General features: G+C 44.5%; 12 protein-coding genes. 6 read left to right on the top strand and 6 right to left on the bottom strand.

The window, feature by feature from the left end:
* The first annotated feature begins 19 nt into the window (after window positions 1-19).
* Together dnaE and tilS are read left to right on the top strand one after the other, a co-directional pair.
* Complete coding sequence (gene dnaE, locus FN961_RS10845; protein ID WP_144040202.1) at window positions 20-3,493, top strand: DNA polymerase III subunit alpha; 3,474 nt, start codon at window positions 20-22, stop codon at window positions 3,491-3,493.
* 1 nt (window position 3,494) lies between these two features.
* Entirely contained in the window at window positions 3,495-4,916 is a 1,422-nt protein-coding gene (gene tilS / locus FN961_RS10840; RefSeq protein ID WP_144040201.1) for a tRNA lysidine(34) synthetase TilS, read from the top strand.
* 55 nt (window positions 4,917-4,971) lie between these two features.
* Here tilS and dgcS read toward each other — a convergent pair whose 3' ends face one another.
* Window positions 4,972-5,847 (bottom strand): diguanylate cyclase DgcS, encoded by an 876-nt coding sequence (gene dgcS / locus FN961_RS10835; RefSeq protein ID WP_144040200.1) that lies wholly within the window; start codon window positions 5,845-5,847, stop codon window positions 4,972-4,974.
* Between the two features lie 183 nt (window positions 5,848-6,030).
* On the opposite strand from dgcS, the gene FN961_RS10830 reads away from it, so the two are divergent.
* From FN961_RS10830 to FN961_RS10820, 3 genes are all read left to right on the top strand, one after another.
* Window positions 6,031-7,992, top strand: coding sequence for a monovalent cation:proton antiporter family protein (locus FN961_RS10830; RefSeq protein ID WP_144040199.1), 1,962 nt, complete (start codon window positions 6,031-6,033; stop codon window positions 7,990-7,992).
* Between the two features lie 127 nt (window positions 7,993-8,119).
* Window positions 8,120-9,949: a DUF885 domain-containing protein gene (locus FN961_RS10825; protein WP_144040198.1), complete on the top strand. Its 1,830-nt coding sequence runs from the start codon at window positions 8,120-8,122 to the stop codon at window positions 9,947-9,949.
* Window positions 9,950-9,990: 41 nt separating this feature from the next.
* Entirely contained in the window at window positions 9,991-10,713 is a 723-nt protein-coding gene (locus tag FN961_RS10820; protein ID WP_144040197.1) for an SGNH/GDSL hydrolase family protein, read from the top strand.
* Window positions 10,714-10,715: 2 nt separating this feature from the next.
* Here FN961_RS10820 and FN961_RS10815 read toward each other — a convergent pair whose 3' ends face one another.
* The gene (locus tag FN961_RS10815; protein ID WP_144040196.1) at window positions 10,716-11,843 is read right to left on the bottom strand and encodes a patatin-like phospholipase family protein; all 1,128 of its coding nucleotides are present in this window, start codon (window positions 11,841-11,843) and stop codon (window positions 10,716-10,718) included.
* Window positions 11,844-12,101: 258 nt separating this feature from the next.
* On the opposite strand from FN961_RS10815, the gene FN961_RS10810 reads away from it, so the two are divergent.
* On the top strand, window positions 12,102-14,219 hold the full coding sequence (locus FN961_RS10810; protein WP_185972772.1) for a CapA family protein: 2,118 nt from the start codon (window positions 12,102-12,104) through the stop codon (window positions 14,217-14,219).
* Window positions 14,220-14,301: 82 nt separating this feature from the next.
* Here the strand turns inward: FN961_RS10810 and dgcA are convergent, their stop codons facing one another.
* From dgcA to FN961_RS10790, 4 genes are all read right to left on the bottom strand, one after another.
* Window positions 14,302-15,375: an N-acetyl-D-Glu racemase DgcA gene (gene dgcA, locus FN961_RS10805; RefSeq protein WP_144040194.1), complete on the bottom strand. Its 1,074-nt coding sequence runs from the start codon at window positions 15,373-15,375 to the stop codon at window positions 14,302-14,304.
* Window positions 15,372-16,451, bottom strand: coding sequence for an N-acetyltransferase DgcN (dgcN, locus tag FN961_RS10800; protein WP_144040193.1), 1,080 nt, complete (start codon window positions 16,449-16,451; stop codon window positions 15,372-15,374). Before dgcN ends, dgcA begins: the two co-directional genes overlap by 4 nt.
* A 121-nt stretch (window positions 16,452-16,572) precedes the next feature.
* Window positions 16,573-17,451, bottom strand: coding sequence for a LysR family transcriptional regulator (locus FN961_RS10795; RefSeq protein WP_144040192.1), 879 nt, complete (start codon window positions 17,449-17,451; stop codon window positions 16,573-16,575).
* A gap of 38 nt (window positions 17,452-17,489) precedes the next feature.
* Window positions 17,490-19,205, bottom strand: a complete 1,716-nt coding sequence (locus FN961_RS10790) for a Na+/H+ antiporter NhaC family protein (protein ID WP_144040269.1) — start codon at window positions 19,203-19,205, stop codon at window positions 17,490-17,492.
* Between the last annotated feature and the right edge of the window lie 3 nt (window positions 19,206-19,208).

The following is a 19,208-nucleotide window of genomic DNA, read 5'->3' as shown; positions in this document are numbered from 1 at the left end:
TTTATAAGTTATAGGTACTATGTCTGATCCCAGTTTTGTCCATTTACGTGTTCACAGTGATTATTCCATGTCTGATGGACTGGCGAAGGTTAAGCCGATCATAGGAAAAGTGTCTGAGTTAGGCATGCCAGCTGTAGCATTGACAGATCAAACTAACCTGTGTGGCCTCGTGAAGTTTTACGAAGGTTGCCACGGGGCTGGGATAAAACCCATTATCGGATCTGATTTCTGGGTCAAAGTGCCTAGCTTTGAAAAAGAGCTTTGTGCCATTACGGTTTTGGCGATGAACAATCAGGGATATAAAAACTTAACCTTACTAATCAGTGATGCCTATCTTAGGGGACATATCGATGATAAAGCGGTTATCGATCAAGACTGGTTAGCTAAATACAGTGAAGGCTTGATTTTACTCTCAGGTGGCAAACAAGGTGACATAGGCAAGGCCTTATTGAAAGGTAACTTGTCTCAAGTGGATTCGTTGGTGGAGTTCTATCAAACCAACTTTCCTGACCGATATTATCTAGAACTTCTTCGAACAGGACGTCCTGACGAAGAACGTTATCTGCACATGGCTGTTGAATTAGCTGAAGCCAAAAACTTACCTGTCGTGGCAACAAACCAAGTGGTGTTCAATAAACCAGAGCAGTTTGATGCACACGAGATCAGAGTGGCGATTTCTGACGGCTTTACATTGGCCGATCCCCGTCGACCTAAAAAATACAGTGCTGAACAGTATTTCAAAACTAGTGAGCAGATGTGCGAACTGTTTGAAGATATTCCTGAAGCCATTCAAAACTCGGTCGAGATTGCTAAACGCTGTAATGTGACGGTGCGATTAGGCGAGTATTTCCTTCCTAACTTTCCAACAGGTGATCTCTCGATTGAAGAGTTTCTGGTTGCGGTATCAGAAAAAGGGCTTGAAGAACGACTTGAGTTCCTGTTTCCAGATCCTGACGTTAGAGCTGAGAAGCGGCCTAAGTATGATGAGCGTTTGGACATTGAGCTTAAGGTTATTAACCAGATGGGATTCCCCGGTTATTTTCTTATCGTAATGGAGTTTATTCAGTGGGGTAAAGATCAAGATATTCCTATCGGTCCCGGTCGTGGTTCAGGAGCTGGGTCATTAGTGGCTTATGCGCTTAAAATTACCGATCTGGATCCACTTGAATATGAATTGCTGTTTGAACGATTTCTTAACCCCGAACGTGTTTCTATGCCGGATTTCGATATCGACTTTTGCATGGATAGACGCGATGAGGTGATCGATCATGTGGCCGAGCTTTATGGCCGTGATGCGGTATCACAGATTATTACCTTCGGAACCATGGCCGCAAAAGCGGTTATCCGAGACGTGGGTCGAGTCTTAGGACACCCTTATGGTTTTGTTGACCGGATCTCAAAAATGGTACCTGCTGAGCCTGGGATGACTTTGGCCAAGGCATTCGAGGTTGAGCCTACGCTGCAGGAATCTTATGACGCTGATGAGGAAGTTAAAGACCTCATCGACATGTGTCGCATACTTGAAGGTGTCACACGTAACGCGGGTAAGCACGCCGGTGGTGTTGTTATATCCCCAACGACGATCACCGACTTTGCGCCTATCTATTGCGACGCAGAAGGCCTCAACCCCGTTACTCAATTTGATAAAAACGATGTTGAAACCGCGGGTCTGGTTAAATTCGATTTCTTGGGTTTGCGAACACTGACCATTATCGATTGGGCATTGCAGATGGTCAATGCAAAGAAAGATAAGTTGGGCGAAGAGCGCATTAGAATTGAATCGATCTCGCTGACCGATCCAGCCAGTTTTAGATTGTTACAACGTTACGAAACGACTGCGGTATTTCAGCTTGAATCCCGCGGTATGAAAGATTTGATCAAGCGTCTTCAGCCTGATTGCTTTGAAGATATGATTGCACTGGTGGCACTATTTAGACCTGGCCCACTTCAATCGGGCATGGTAGATAACTTTATCGAACGTAAGCATGGCCGTGAAGCCGTTTCTTACCCAGATGCTGAATACCAGCATGATTCTTTGCAATGGGTGCTCGAACCCACTTACGGCATTATTCTCTATCAAGAGCAGGTCATGCAGATTGCTCAGGTTCTTGCGGGTTATTCACTCGGTGGAGCGGATATGCTTCGTCGTGCAATGGGTAAAAAGAAACCTGAGGAGATGGCCAAGCAGCGCGGTACGTTTGAAGAGGGTTCAATAAATAACGGTGTCGACGGCGAACTGTCGATGAAGATCTTCGATCTGGTGGAGAAGTTCGCTGGTTACGGCTTTAACAAGTCTCACTCAGCTGCTTATGCGTTGGTTTCCTATCAAACACTGTGGTTAAAGACTCATTATCCGGCTGAATTTATGGCAGCGGTAATGTCTGCCGATATGGATAACACCGATAAAATTGTGATTCTAGTTGACGAATGTGAACGTATGGGGATGCCACTGCTTCCGCCAGACGTGAATAAGGGTTTACTAAAATTCAATGTGGATGAAGAGGGCAAAATTGTTTACGGCATCGGTGCGATTAAAGGGGTGGGTGATGGCCCGGTTGATTCCATTCTTGCGGCGCGTAAAGATGGTCCATTTAAGGATCTATTCGATTTTTGTGCCCGTGTGGATTTGAAAAAACTGAATAAACGCATCATGGAAAAGCTTATCTATGCCGGCGCGTTAGATTCTTTAGGCCCGCATCGTGCGGCCATGATGGCCACCTTGCCTGAAGCGATACGCGCAGCGGATCAAAATGCCAAAGCGGAAGCGATTGGTCAGCATGATATGTTTGGCCTGTTAAACTCGGATCAAGAAGATGTAAAACAACAGTTTGTTGAATGCGCACCTTGGCCCGATAAAGTGTGGTTAGAAGGGGAGAGAGATACATTAGGCTTGTATCTTACTGGTCACCCTATTAATCAATACTTGAAAGAGCTAAAGCACTACACATCATGCCGTCTTAAAGACATACATCCGACGGAACGTGGCAAAACCATGAAGGCAGCAGGGCTTGTGGTCGCCACTCGTGTGATGATGACTAAGCGTGGCTCAAAGATGGGACTTGTAACCTTAGATGATAAGAGTGCACGTCTCGAGGTGATGTTATTTACCGAGGCATTCGAGAAGTTTAATCACCTTTTAGAAAAAGACAGAATTCTCATTATCGAAGGTGAAGTCAGTTTTGATGATTTTGCCGGCGGTAATCGTATGACTGCCAGAAACATTATCGACATGGGTGAAGCACGTAGTCACTTTGCCAGTGCGGTTGAAGTTGATTTGGAGAGTCAGGCTATTTCACCTGATTGGCTTAATCAATTCCAAAGCGCCATTGAACCTTGGAAAAACGGTGCGGTACCTGTCGTCGTTAATTACGCCCAGCCACAAGTGAAAGCCCAGTTTAAGCTTGGTAATAGCTGGCGAGTGAACCCAACAGATGAGTTAATGCTTGCATTAGAGACCTTAACAGGCGCTGGCAAGGTTAGGATATTGTTCTAATATGGCGCTTGTTGAATTTGATATAGCAGCCTTAATTGAAGCAAGCGTTAACGCTGCTTCTATTGATGCTGGTGCAAAGTTAGTGCTCGCTTACAGTGGCGGTGTCGACTCAGAGCTTCTAGCTCAAGGACTGGGATGCTATGCCAAGCTACACCCCGAATATCGTTATCTGTTGGTGCATGTTCATCATGGACTTAGCAAGAATGCTGATATGTGGGTGACACATTGCCAAAGGCAAGCATCGCAATATCAATTGCCAATTGAGATTGTTCGGGTTCAGGTTAACACAGGTCCAAGGCTCAGTATCGAAGCTGAGGCGCGTAATGCCCGCTACAAGGCGATTAAGTCGCTAATGGATAGCGGAGACTTATTGTTAACTGCACATCACTTAGATGACCAATTAGAAACGGTATTGCTAGCACTAAAGCGAGGCTTGGGGCCAAAAGGGCTATCGGCGATGGGCGCTGTCCAAACCTTCGATGGTGATAAAGTGCTGTCACGGCCCTTACTTAGTATTAGCCGTGAGCAGATAGAAGCCAAGGCTGCCAGTCTTAATTTGCAGCATATTGAAGATGAGAGTAACTGTGATGATAAGTATGACAGGAACTTTTTACGTCTGGAGATCATTCCTAAACTCAAATCAAGATGGAGCGCGATTGCGACCACGGCCAGTCGTAGTGCTGCATTGTGTGGCCAGCAGCAAAGTGTGATTGATGAAGAGGTGAGTCTTCGCTTACCTGAGTTTATTGAAGTCGTGGTGCATGGAAGTGGCACAGTCTTAAATCTTGTTTTACTTGGTCAACAAAAACCAAATTGGCAGGCATTACTTTTTAGAGGATACGTTGAGCAACTTGGATTCGCTCCCCCCTCTATGGTGCAGCTTGAGCAACTACTGAATCAACTCTTGCACGCTAAGTCTGATGCTAATATCGAACTTAAAATTGGCGACATGTTGGTTAGGCGTTTTAACAATAGCGCTTATCTCTCTTCGATAAATCAGGATGAGCGTGATCAAGTTTCCACATCCTCACTTGAGATAGATACAGCTAGATTACCATTGATGTTGGATGAGGCTAAATCCAAGCTTATCAAGCCTGAAGAACTTGCTATCTGCCTTTCAGATAGAAAAACATTAATCATAACTAACGCCTTAGATCGAGAGACGGTTCGAATGCCGCAAGTTGATGAAGTGGTCAGTGTTCGTTTTTCTGCTGTCGGTAGCACACGGTGTCGACCACACAATAGGCAACAGGGCAGGGAGTTAAAAAAGTTATGGCAGGAGTATGGTGTACCCCCTTGGGAGAGAGCAAGAGTGCCGTTGATTTTTTATAATGAAAGGCTCGTTTGCGCCGTAGGGTATTGGATTGAAAAATCATACTTGAGCGCTAAGGGCTCAGAAGGCTTACTCTTTTTGGTAAGCTAATTTAGTTTTTTATTTAACGCGCACATTTGTCAGTGTTGTTTTACTCGATTTAACTCTAGGCTATTTTAAAGCAACGTCTGCCGTCTGATTTGGCAAGGTATAACGCCTTGTCAGCACGTTCAAACACAGTTGCTGCACTTTCTCCTTCCCTCCACTGTGATACACCTAAGCTGGTTTCAGCTTGGTACTTTTCAAATAGGCTGTGTGTAGAGATGGACGACAGTACCCGTTCGCATAATATGCTAGCTGCGCTGGAATCGCCTCTTACGATGACAACAAACTCATCCCCTCCAACACGAAAGGCTTGGTCAGTATCCCTTATCGCTGATGCGAGCAATTGACCAAACTCTGCAAGTACCTTATCACCAAGTAGGTGGCCGTGGTTGTCATTGAGTTGCTTGAAATTATCAAGATCTAAAATGACGATAGAAAGCGGACTTTCATGGCGAGTTGACGTCGCAATGGCTTTCTTTAAACTTTCGGAATAGTAGTGGCGATTACCAAGATTAGTCAGTGAGTCATACATGGCTTTTCTGGAGATTTCCTGATATTTAATCGCATTAAACATCGGTAATAACACCAGTGTCTGTATCGCACTTAGTCGTTGTGATTGAGAGGGCGTTAGCGGTTTTCTCAATACATAGTTTAAATGACAAACATCACCAGAGAAGTTAACCTGTTGTAGCACCTTGATGCCTTGATGGCTTCCCCAATGAAATTGGTGATGCTTAAAAGTCATCTCTATCCCTTCAATCGGCAGGTGTTGTCCCATTATTTTGCCAAAACAGGCAAAAACTGTCCGAGGATCTAAACTTTCATGTAGGTGTTGAATTATTTTCACTAAGTCAGGTTCAAGATCAGTTAGCTGACGTACTTCAGGCTGATATCGATATTCTTCAGGTGAAAACTCTGTCGCTAGGCCAAAGTCCATAACAAGTACTCCATATTAAGCGGACTTAAATAATTTATAAATCCTCTACAATGAATAGACACAAGCAATATGCGTGCCTAAATATTTGTTAATTAAATTTGTCTTTATTTGTCATTCAGTTAATCTTTCGGGTGTCGGTAGTAAAATAGGTTAGTCAGTTTTTTGACTGATGGAGCGTTTAGCATGGAACACAGTTTTCTTATCCAAGTACTCATGATGCTTGTCATTGCCATTATCTCCATAGCTATATTGAGACGAGCAGGATTACCTGCAATTTTGGCGTATCTGCTCACAGGTGTGATAAGCGGACCTTCAGGTTTCAATTGGTTTAGCCAACATCAGATGCAATCAGTAGCAGAACTGGGTGTAGTACTGCTGATGTTTAGTCTGGGGCTTGAGTTCTCATTACCTAGATTGTGGGCCATGCGACGAACTGTATTTGGGCTAGGTAGTGCTCAGATGATCATTACTATGGTGCTGGCAACCTGTATCGCTCTTCTGAGTTCATTTACTATCGTTGAATCTATTGTGGTGGGATCTGCTATTGCGCTCTCATCGACTGCCATCGTATTAAAATTGCTTAACGAGCAAGGCTGGTTAAGGCGCAGACATGGAGAGTTGTCTGTCAGTGTGCTTCTTTTCCAAGATATAGCTGTTGTCCCCCTATTAATCTTGTTACCCCTGCTAGCTTCAGGTGGCGACGTGCTCTCTTTTAGCAGTGTTGCCTGGGCGATGACTGAGGGGGTGCTAATTTTTGCCGCCTTGATGGCATTCGGTAAATGGGGTTTACCGAGAATGTTTGATGAAGTCGCGCGCTCGCGTTCCAATGAACTTTTTATGCTTTCTACCTTAGTGGTTGCGCTGCTCACTGGTGCTCTAACCCATTGGTTAGGGCTATCGATGGCATTAGGGGCGTTCTTGGCGGGAATGCTGTTAGGTGAAAGTCAGTATAAGGGACAGCTCGAAGCGGACATTCGTCCCTTTAGGGATCTCCTCATGGGACTCTTTTTCATCTCAATCGGTATGCTAATGGATTTCTCTTTGGTGATCGATTTTTGGGGAGAGATCTTAATTTTATTATTCGCCGTGATCTTGGGTAAAGCGTTAGTGATATTTGCGTTGCTTAGGTTTGCGAAGGAGTCGTTTGGTATATCTGTCGCGACCGCGTTGACTTTGGCACAGGTGGGGGAATTTAGTTTCGTCGTGCTGGCGTTAGCGGTGAATTACAACTTACTTGATATCGTGTTAAGTACAAAGCTCGTTATGGTCGCAGTTATGTCTATGGCACTTGCTCCTTGGCTGGTACGCCATAGCCTCGATATTGCTCGCATAATGCAGGGAGCAAGACCGAAAGAGATTGAAGCGCCCTTAATTGTTCCCAGTATTGAAAAGGATGAAAATCAGGAAAAGGATCTGGTGCTGATCTTAGGCTACGGACGTGTCGGCCAAACAATCGCTAGATTCATGAAGACTGAAGCGGTACCTTTCTTGGTGTTGGATCTCGATCCTACTCGGGTCTCAGAGGCCAGAAAAGCAGGAGAACCAGTCTATTTTGGCGATGTTTGTAAACGAAGTATTTTGAAACAGGCCAAAATTAAAGAGGCTAAGTTGATCGTATTGACCTTCAGCGATGGCCGCTTACTTGAAGAAGTACTGCCTTTATGTCGTTACTTGGCGCCCGATGCCAAGATTTTGGTGCGCACACGTGATGACAGTAACTTGGCAGAACTCGAAGCTGCTGGTGCGAGTCAAGTGATACCAGAAAGCTTAGAAGGCAGTTTAATGTTGGTCTCTCAAGTGCTTTATCAATGTGGAGTGCCGTTAACACGGATCTTAAAACGCCTTGAGTTTGAACGTCGTAATCATTATCAATATCTACATGGATTCTTTTCTGGATCGGAAACCGACTTCACTTTAGAACATCTTCACGCTGTTTCTTTACCGAAAGGGGCATATGCAGTTGGGCTCACCTTGGCTGAGCTTCCTTGGGATAAACTGAGGGTCGAGCTTAGGGCTGTGAGGCGTAATGGTGCTGAAATTGAGAAACCTGAACTTGATTGGGTCATTCGCTCCGCTGATATACTTATTCTGTTAGGTAAACCTAGACGTATTGAGAAAGCTGAAAACTACTTATTGCAAGGATAAGTGGCCTTAGCGAGTTCAAAATTGATGGCATCAATACTTTGTTACTTTAACCAATGGTTGTCAGTCTGTTAAATTTTTGAGTATGGTGTTAGCCTAGTTGCGATAATAGACAGCAACAGGGATTGTCATGTTTAAAAAAATATTAAAATACACTGGATTAGCCTTATTAATCCTCTTTGTTTCAGGTGCGGCACTCGCGACACATGAGTGGTACGCCAAGAAGCCATTTTTCTTTCGTGCTTTTTTAGATCGAACGTTAATCAAAATTGCTTTTGATAGTCCTGAAACCTTAACTTCCTTAGGTTTCCTTGAGTCGGTTGGTATCAAAGGCCACAATGCCGATCTTGATGATGACAGACCAGAAAAGGCTGATGAGTTGTTTGACGAGCTTGAGGTCATACATGAAACTTTATTGAGCTATGAAGACGCTGATTTAGATGAAAATCAGCAATTATCGAAAGAGATCGCATTGTATCTTCTCGATTTTTCTGCCAGAGCCGAAACCTACCGTTATCATAATTACCCCGTTAATCAGTTGTTCGGAGTCCAAAATGGCTATCCTAGTTTTATGGAAGCCCAACATCGGGTTGAAACCGTTGAAGATGCCGAAAATTACCTCTCTAGATTAGAGAAAGTAAAACTTAAATTCGAACAGAATCTGCTTGGCCTCAGGATCAGAGAACACAACGGGATCATTCCCCCTCGATTCGTTATCGATCGCGTGTTAACTGAGATGACTGAGTTTGTTGAGACACCAATTCGTGACAATATTCTCTACACTTCTTTGAAAACAAAATTGGCCGATGCTCAAGACATTCCAATTAAGAAGCAAGCTGAGTTATTAGGTTTAGCTGAGGACAATATTCGTGAGTATGTCTATCCAGCTTATGGTTTGTTTATCGACTATTTTGCTGCTTTGGCTGATAAATCTGGTAATGACGATGGCTTATGGCGTCTTCCTAATGGAGATGAAGCTTATCAACTCGCACTGAACTTTTTCACCACAACTGACTACACCGCTGATGAAATCCACAACATGGGTTTAGCAGAAGTAGCGCGTATTCAAGGTGAGATATTAACCATCTTAGAGAGCGAAGGATTTGATATTGCAAATGGCTTCTCTGCAGCAATTGAAACCTTGGCCGCAGATCCGCAGTTTTATTATGAAGACAGTGATGCTGGTCGAGCTCAGATTCTAATTGATTATCAAACAATTCTTGATGAGATCAATGCGGGTCTGGATGATGCGTTTAGAATCCGTCCAAAAGCCGGAATGGAAGTTGTTCGGATACCTGAGTTTAAAGAAAAGACCGCACCAGGCGCTTATTATCAGCAACCTGCAATTGATGGCAGTCGTCCGGGTCGCTTCTTTGCTAATTTGTACGACATAAAAGCGACACCTAAATATGGTATGCGGACCTTGGCTTACCATGAAGCGATCCCTGGTCACCATTTTCAGGTTGCTGTTGCTATGGAGCTAGAGGGGATGCCTTTTATTCGTAAAATGGCTCCATTTACCGCCTATAGCGAAGGGTGGGCACTGTATTCTGAACGTGTCGCTTGGGAGCTAGGTTTTCAAGATGATCCCTTTGATAACATTGGCAGATTGCAGGCGGAGCTATTCAGAGGGGTACGTTTAGTGGTCGATACTGGGATCCACGCAAAGCGTTGGACCCGTGAGCAAGCCATTGATTATATGAAACTCAATACGGGCATGGCTCAAAGTGATGTGATCTCCGAAATTGAGCGTTATATCGTGATGCCAGGTCAAGCGACCTCTTACAAAGTCGGGATGATGAAGATTTTAGCCCTGCGAGATAAAGCACAATCAGCCCTAGGAGATAAGTTTAATCTGCGGGATTTCCATGATGTGGTCTTAAAGAATGGCCCCGTGCCTTTAGATATTCTTGAACGTTTAGTTGATAAGTATATCGCCCAGACAGCGCAGCCTAGTTAAGGCTCGTTTTTTGACTGTATATTTACAAACTAAGGAACTTGATGTTTCGTTATATGGTGTTGGTTTGTCTTGCGCCTCTGCTCGCTTTGCAGGGGTTGTATGTCCGCCGGATAAGCCTCGTTTTACCAGAGGCTAATGGTGAGCGATGTGGCACGCTAGGCGAAGGAGCTGCACTAAGTCTTCTGGTGGCGGGTGATTCTGCCGCAGCGGGTGTTGGTGTTGATCACCAAGATCAGGCGTTGGTTGGGTACATTACTCAAGAATTGGCTAAGCAATACTGTGTCACTTGGTCTCTCGTGGCTCAATCTGGAAACACCACAACAGATCTTATCGAAAAGCTAACGAAAATAGAGGGCAAGCAGTTTGATGTGGTGTTGCTTTCAATCGGTGTGAATGATGTCCTTAGTCCTTTGAGATCGCAACAATGGCAGGAGCAACTACAGCTATTGACTCAACAACTTCAAAGCCAATTTCACACCAAAAGAATCTGGTTTACTTCAGTGCCTCCGATGGAGAATTTCCCCTTATTACCCCATCCATTACGCTGGTTTTTAGGTCAAAGAGCACAAGCCTTCAATCGCAGTTTAGAGGAGTTTGTAGGCCTTAATAAAGCGTGCGGTCTTATCAATTTAAGTGGCGCTCTTCATCAAGACGATGACTTACAGAAAGCCGGTATGGCGAAAGACGGCTTTCACCCAAGTGAGCCTTTGTATAAAGTCTGGGGAGTGGCTGCTGCAAGCATGATCATGAAGCAATTAGACTAGCATCATTTCTCTATTTCAAAAAAATCTCGAATCTCATCGATTTGGCACATGGCATCTTGATAACCTAAATCAATCAAGGCACTGCAATAGGAACGCTCGAAAAGCAGATAAGAGACGATACTCGAATCTGTCTGTTGATTAATGCCTATGGGCCTTAGCATTGATCTTACCGCAAAGGGCATCTCATTATAGTAACGAGAAGCGAGTTTACTTAAGTCTTCACTGGGTTTAATCACTAACGTCTGAATATTGCTTAAAGGGAGCTTCTTACTGTCTTCATTGGGGATCAAAGAGAGGGTATTGTTGATCCGCTCTAGTCGTTCCAAGTCACTGTTTAATGTATCTGAAAAGATGGTATCCAGTAGATGGCCAGCTATGGTGGCAGTTTTTGGGTGATGATCTAACTCTTGAGAAAGTTGTTTATGAGGACTCTCGAGGTTGATGACAAAGAGCTTTTTCGCCCCTAAGTGTATAGGGCTGCTTAGGGGAGCAAGTTGATGGACAGAGCCATCGCCGTAATATTCTTGATTCAGCTTTACCGAGGGGAAAACCAACGGAATGGCAGAGCTGGCAAGCAAGTGATCGGTATTTAACTGAGTACGCTGGCCACTGCGCCTATCTCTTTGCCACTCGGATATATTATGACTGCCTTGAAAAAACGTGACGGAACGAGCGGAGTTATAACAGGAGGTATCGATACTCAATGCGCTTAACGCACCGCTGCCAATATTTCTGTCAATGCGAGAAAAATTGATTAACTCATTGAGTAAGCCACGCAGTGGCTCACTGTTAAATAAGCTGCCAGCATTGGTATTAACCTTGTCATCTTGTACGCTCATGAGCAGCATTTTGCTTAAGTGCTTTAACACGCCAGACATGGATGCGCTGTACACTTTTTCGGTACGAAAATTACGCCAAACCCATTCGAGCTTTCTGACGCCTAAATGAAAACAAGATGCATGTGTGGCAATGGATGTACCATTAATTGCACCTGCAGACGTACCGCAAATGATCTTAAAAGGGATGCCATGATTTCTAGGATAGAACTGAACTATCGCCTTTAGCACGCCTATTTGATAAGCCGCACGTGCACCACCACCGCCAAGAACTAATGCTGTTTTATCTGGCACCTTCACTCCAAGAAAATTATTCTTTATTTACAGTTAGTAAAGCTAATATCTAATTCCAAATCAAGACAATTATTCGAAGCTGTTGAATTGTGGACACTAAAATAGCGGTACAGGATTATTTTTCAGCAAGTCGAAGAGAGTGATTCATAACCTTAGGGTATGCATTGAGTATCAAATGGCATCTTGATTGCTGGCGATAACGTGTTAATTCTTTTATTGTAAATGTTAACAATAACAACAATAGCATTATCAATCCATATGTCGATTACCTCTACACATATTAAGATCACCTGGCTTATTTTTTCGCTCTTCATTGCGCTATTTAGTCTGCCGGTACGCAGTGACACCACTGTGCAAGGCCAAGTGCTCGATGATGCCTCACGCCCGATCAAAGGTGCGGTTGTTGAGGTTCTGGTCATAGGGTTAACCAAATCAAGCTCTCGAAGTGTAACCACAGATGCTGATGGGCGCTTTACCATCAAGCTGTCTGAGTCGTTAGTTCAGCTAACATTTGATGCCCAAGGATTTTATTCTTCTGTCCACTCATTCAGTCTGAGTGAGTTGCAGCAAAACAGCGACAGTATTCCGGCTATCATATTGACAGAAAAAAAGGCGGGCCGAGTCATGTTGGCATTTGGCGGTGATGTCATGATGGGTAGACGTTTTTTTAAGCCTTACTTTGATGATGCTGAGCTACTTCATGATGAAAGCCTGTTAGATGACAGTCGACAAGTCGTGGCGCAGATGAAGCCATATATGAGTTTGGCAGATCTTGCTGCTGTTAATCTTGAGACTCAAATAGCTAACGAGACACCTAAGAAGAAGGCTAAAAAGTCTGTGGTGTTCTTTAGTCAGCCCGCGTTGTTATCAGCACTCACTTGGGCTGGAATTGACTACGTGACTTTAGGCAACAATCACACCTATGACTATCTAGAGTCTGGACTAGACTCCACACTGAAACACCTTTTACAGAGCCAACTCGGCTATTCAGGAGCGGGTAAAACATCTAATGATGCATTAAAAGCTCACAGAGAGACAATCAATGGTCAGCCATTTTCTATGCTGGGGTATGTCGGGTGGGAAGGCGGTGCGAAAGTAGGTCAAGCAGCGACAGCTGATCATGGCGGCGCCGCGTACGGCAGTTTAGAGAACATCGTTTCTACCGTGATGCGGGAAACAAAAGCCAGTCGCCATACTGTGGTGCAATACCATGGCAGTTTAGAGTATAAAAACGAGCCTACAGGGGTGACAGAACAAAGGCTTAAATCTGCGATTGATGCGGGTGCATCTCTGGCTATCGCCCATCATCCTCATGTTGCCCAAGGGCTGGAATTGTACCAAAACCGTTTGATTGCCTACTCCATGGGAAACTTCATATTCGATCAAAATTTTAACTCGACGCAACTCAGTTTTATCTTGTACGTATGGCTTGATGAGGGTCAGTTTCACCGCGCTGAGATGGTTCCAATCTATCTAAAGGGTTACAAACCCACTCCAGCTGTCGGTTTACAGCGACATTATGTGATGAAGCGTTTATCTGAGCTTTCAGCAAAGCGAAACACTTATGTCAGCGCATCTGGAGGTCATGGTGTTATCGAGTCTGATAATAAAAAGACCCTCAAATCGAAATACAGCAAGACAGTTAAGCCTAGTGGTAAAGATGAACTCTTTAGTCTTGCCTCCTCCCATTGGGGCGACAGACTCACAGGCGTTGTGATGAAGGATGAACAACTGCAGTATCGAATTGGGGTTAATCTTATCAATGGCAGCGACTTTGAACACTATGCTGATTTTGATACTAGGGATCGCACTTGGCTGATTGATGCCAAAAGCCATCGATTAAATTTAGGCGAGAGTCAAAAGAAGAATGAGCTAAGCAGTAATACTAGCCTTGAATTAACTGTAGATAATCGCGCCTGGTTAGGCATGAAGCACTTTAGGCGTGTTTATAACGCCAGTTCACCGATGACAGTGCAAACACGGGTTAATACGGTTAAACCAGTGACGCTAAATTTTTACTGGCAAGGGCGTAAAACACGTCAAAAGCTCTTTGATGCCTTTGAAAACAGTGAAAAACAGTTAATTCAATCCATTAACGTATCGGGTAAGGGAGATTGGCAGACTATCACTGCTGACTTTAACTCTCCAAGGATTGGTTATAAAAGCTATCGAGTGTTAGTTGAGATAATACCTAAAGCTCAAGGTCATCAGGCACAGGACTCAATCATTGCATTTGATGACTTCTCTTTAATCGAGTGGCAAAGCGCTTATAGTCGTAATACTGAGCCTAATGGTTTTCATTTTGGCGAGACGCAAGCGAGTGTGATTGGTTTCAATAAAGCGCCATCGGAGCCTGTGGTGGTGCAATTTAACTAGTTTCTATATCTTGATAAATGGAATAAAAAACGGCTAGGTGAGCATAAGATCGTCTAGCCGTTTTAGTTTGAAAGGAAGTTATTTATGAATAAAGTGCAAACAGTTGATTTGCTTCAATGTTGCACTCATGGCTCACTCCTCCCCAAAGCTGTTTACTAAAGGGCTGCATGAGGCCATTATCAATATCGAAGCTCACCAGCCTGTCCTCCTTGACTAACAAAGGGCCATCAAGGTCAATATATTTAGCAAAAGGGCTCAGTAAAAATGCCGGTGCCATGGCCAATGAACTGCCCACCATGCAGCCGATCATGATGTCAAAACCCATGACTTTGGCTTGTGCTGCGAGTGTTACCGCCTCGGTTAACCCACCGGTTTTATCAAGTTTGATATTAACAACATCATACTTGCCTAACAGCGAAGGAAGATCCTTGGCGGTGTGACAAGATTCATCGGCGCACAGCGCAATATCGATATGTAAGCTTGCGAGTGCTTCATCTTTCCCTGTGGGTAAGGGTTGCTCAATCAGTACCACGTTTAGCGCAGCAAGTTCATCTGCACATTGTCGTAAATCTTCGATAGACCATGCCTCATTCGCATCCACAATAAACTGGCTATGAGGAGCCATAGTATGGATAGCGGTCATCTTTTCAATAATGTCGATGTTATCGAGTTTTACCTTGATTAACGGTGCTTCTGCGAACGGTTTTGCTGCTTCAGCCATCGCTTCAGGAGTGTCTATGCTCAAGGTCTGCGCCGTGATCACAGTTTGTGTTTTTGACAGGTTAAAGCGAACCTCTATTGCTTTACCGGTTAATTTCGCTTGGAGATCTAAGTAGGCACAATCCAGTGCGTTTTGCGCAGCACCTTGGCTATGGGCTTTTATAGTGTCGGCAAACTCGGTAAACCGTTTAGCATGAGTACTGACCGCTTTGATGGCGGATATAGTGCTTTCGATGGTTTCTCCATATCGCTGATAGGGGACAGACTCGCCCCATCCGACAAGTCCTTGGTATTTTATCATTACCACAATCACCTGTGCAGATGTTTTAGCACCGCGAGCAATTCTAAAGACCTGTTTAAGAGGAATTGATTGTTGAATGGCGAGTAGCTCAAAATCGTCACCGTGAATGTGGAGCAGTTTAGTTGAGCTGATCATGCTCTTTTCACCATTGCTGCTAGTTCTGAACGATTAGCTATGGCCGAATCAGTATTAGCCGTTATGGCTTTAGTTGGGGCTCGGTGCAAGTGATTCACGATACTTGCCACACCGTCACGTAGAGGATCGGTGCAAGCCAAGTTGAACTCTTGGCTGATAGCACGACAGATTTCCTGCCCTTTATCGATAGTGACACTTGAGGTGTTTATTGCGATACCAGCGACATAGACATTGGGATTAGTGAGCTTTGCAGCCTGTAGGTTTAAGTTGATGGTGTCAGCAATGGAGGGGAACTGACTATTGGGCAATCCGCGCATATGGCTACGGTTAAGGGCGTGACATACCACGATGGCATCGGGCTGCGATCCATGGAGTAAGCCTAAGCTGACACCGGCAAAGGCAGGATGCGATAGCGAGCCTTGTCCCTCAATTATATCCCAATGCTCACTCGTGTTATCGGGGGATAATGACTCCGTTGCACCAGAGATAAAATCAGACACGACACAGTCGATAGCCACTCCCATACCTTTAATCAGGATCCCGCACTGACCCGTTGCTCTAAAGTCTGCATCAAGTTGCTGGGCTTGCATCTCTTTTTCCAAAGCCAATGAGGTGTACATCTTTCCTACTGAGCAATCAGTGCCGACTGTCAGTAAGCGTTTTCCACTGCGTTTTTCGCCAGTCCCTGTTTTAAATGATTGTTGGGGATGGCGGATATCAATGAGTTGTCTGCCTAAGTTACTAGCAAGTTGAGATAAAGAATCAATGTCAGTCAGTTTCTCATGTAATCCGCTGACAATATCTAAGCCCTGTTCTAGCGCCTGCTTAATCACATCGTGCCATTTGGCATCAAGTACGCCGCCGCTATTAGCAAATCCGAGTACAAATGATTTAGCTCCCATTCTTGCGGCTTGAGCGATTGAGATTTGCGGTAAACCAGTTGTGACGGTACAACCAGCAACGCTGAGTTCGCCTAAGCATTGATCTGGACTCCAGTCGACAGCGCCTTGTGCCATTTTGATCGAGAGTTTGTCTGTGGCATCGCCGATAAAGAGGAGGTAGGGAGCTTTTATCATGAGATGATGACCCTTGTTATTAAGTGTAATTGTGATTAATTACAGCTTAGCGGATCTATTATCTGGATAAATTTGAAAGAGTTACCATGACTATAACTCAAGGTTATAGGTTCTGGTAACGCTATGATATTACACTGGTTAAATAACTTAAAAACTCTTTGTTAGCAGAAGATAAATTGTTGTTCTCTAAGTGTAATGCACTGATATTAAATTCTAATGGTGGGTCGAATGAAGCCATTGCAGTATTTGGGGATAGATTGCCAAGGGCGGTAAATTTATCCACCACACATAGGCCAATATCTTGCGCCACAATTCTGGCTGCAAGAAAATAGGTTTGCACCCGAATATTGGGCGTTATGTTGACATTTTCCTCAAGCATTCGCGTCCAGAGTAGATCCCCAAGTGGGCCACTATCCCCAATGTCGATAAATTCATGCTCGCTTAGTTCAGCAAAAGACAGTTTAGTGGGGCAGTGTGGAAACAGTGCCTTGGGGTAGACGATGGTGAGCTCTGAACGAGCCAGTTCTATCTCATTGAGGCCGGGTTGTTTATCCGGGGAGAAGACAATGGCAAGGTCGCACTTCCTTTCAAGCAGGGTATGCATCACAGATTCATTGTGAATGGTCTGTAACTGAATATTCACAGCTGGATGATCACGATGAAAGTTGGCCACTGCAGCTGGAATACTGTCAAACCCGAGTGCCGGTGTAAGCCCAATTTTGATACTACCAAACTCTGATTTCTTAATATTGTTAGCGGTGTTTTTAATGGTTCTCAATTGCTGATAGATTTTATCAACATCATCGAACAACATTTTTGCTTCTTCGGTAGGGGTCAATCGTCCTTTTACTCGGTTAAAGAGTTGAAACCCCAATTGCAGTTCGGCGTGTGACAGTACTTTACTGACAGAGGGTTGAGACACGTGCAGAATTTTCGCTGCATTGGTGATAGATCCAGTGGTATAGATGGCGTGAAATATCTCAATGTGTCTCAGTCTCATGTATTTACCTTTTTATCATTGAATAAATCCCCTTTGCCTTAAACAAAGAAGTACACCAAAGCAGTCCAAAGGATCGCTGCCATTGCGGCTGCAAGTGATGCGGGGACTATTTGGGATTTTACATGGTCCATGAGATCGCAGCCAGTTGTCATGGCGCTCAACACGGTAGTATCTGAGATGGGCGAGCATTGATCGCCATAGATACTGCCATTTAATACCGTGGCAAAGCAGACCATTAAGTAAAGCTCTGGGTTGGCCAGCCCTTGAACTTGGGATATTTCCCATGCTAGCGGCATTGCGAGAGGGAAGGCGATAGCATAAGTTCCCCAACTGGTGCCGGTAGAAAAAGCGATGATCATGGTGATCAACTGCAAGGTTAATGGCACCAGCCAATAGGGTAATTGTTCAGCTAAGAGTGACACTAGATACAGTCCGCCTCCAATCTGCTTACTAATACTGCCGATGATCACTGCCAACATTAAAATCACTGAAGCGAGTACGACGCCCTTAAGTCCAGTGCCAAACCCATCAATAAGATCATTCAGGCTCATTCCTTTAATCAGTGCAATACCACCAGAAAGTAACAACGCAGCGGTGAATGCCCAGTTAACTTTAGGTGAGCCTAGGGCTATAAAAGTGCCTATCGCAATACCAATTAAACACGCTAAAGGCACAACAAACTCCAGCATATTAGGTCGATAATTAGCGGGTACTGCAACGGTTTGTAGCTCTTTGGCGCTCAAAGGTCTAGCGCCAGGAGCATCAAGCTGGCCTGTGGTTGCCGCTCTTTGGTGAGCTTGTTGTATACGCTTTCCTGAAAACTTAGTGATGTTTAAGCTGAGCAGTAGGGTGCCTATGACGGCAAAAATACCGTAAAAGCTAAAGGGGATACTGCTAAAGAAGAAACTTAATCTATCAGATTCAGTGGCAAGAAAGGTGACACCGGGTACAAAAATGAGGGCTTGAACATAAGCAGGCCAAGCGTTAAAAGCGAGCACTGCCGCGATGGGGGAGGCGGTAGAGTCAACAATATAGCTCATCTCTTCGTGACTCACTTTGGCTTTATCAGCTAAAGGGCGAACCGTTGTGCCAACAAGCACAGTACTCATGGTGCCACCTTGGAAAAAGAGTACGCCAAGAAGCCAAGTGACTAATTTGGCACTTTTAGGCCCTTTAACAAAATGTTTGGCCATGTAGTCAGCAAAAGCTTGTGCTGCACCAGTCTTGGTCCAAATGCCTAATAATCCTCCAAGCAGCCACAGATAGAGTAGTAACAAGCTTGCTGTGCCTTCACTGGCTAAGTTTGGAATGAGGACTTTATCGACGACATCGAATTGTCCCAACATAAACGCCCCCACTATGATGCCAGTCAATAGTGATACCAGAGGTTCACGAGTCAGTAAGCATAAACAGACCGTAATGAAAGCGGGCAGTAGCGACCAGATCCCAAAGTGAAATGCAGGTTTGAGTAAACGTATCGTCCCTTGAGAGTCCTGTACCCATTGCTGATCAATGAGCGGATCGGTTTCAAGATTATCTTGGGATAAAGGGGAGAGCTGGTAAGGGGTGAGTTCTCCTACGAGTATCTCTTTGCCTTTAAATTTATAAGCGAGTTGATCATCGAGGTTAGCATAAAGCTCGTAGCTGACTGCTCTCTCTAGCCATTGCTTATCGATATAGTGGTGGCAAAAAATACCTGCTAGCAGGCCAAATATCAGCATGAAAAGTGCTGTTGTCTGGTTTTTTCTCATCATCAT

The organism is Shewanella hanedai (assembly GCF_007197645.1).
Lineage (GTDB): Bacteria > Pseudomonadota > Gammaproteobacteria > Enterobacterales > Shewanellaceae > Shewanella > Shewanella hanedai.
This window is presented reverse-complemented; position numbering and strand designations above follow the sequence as displayed.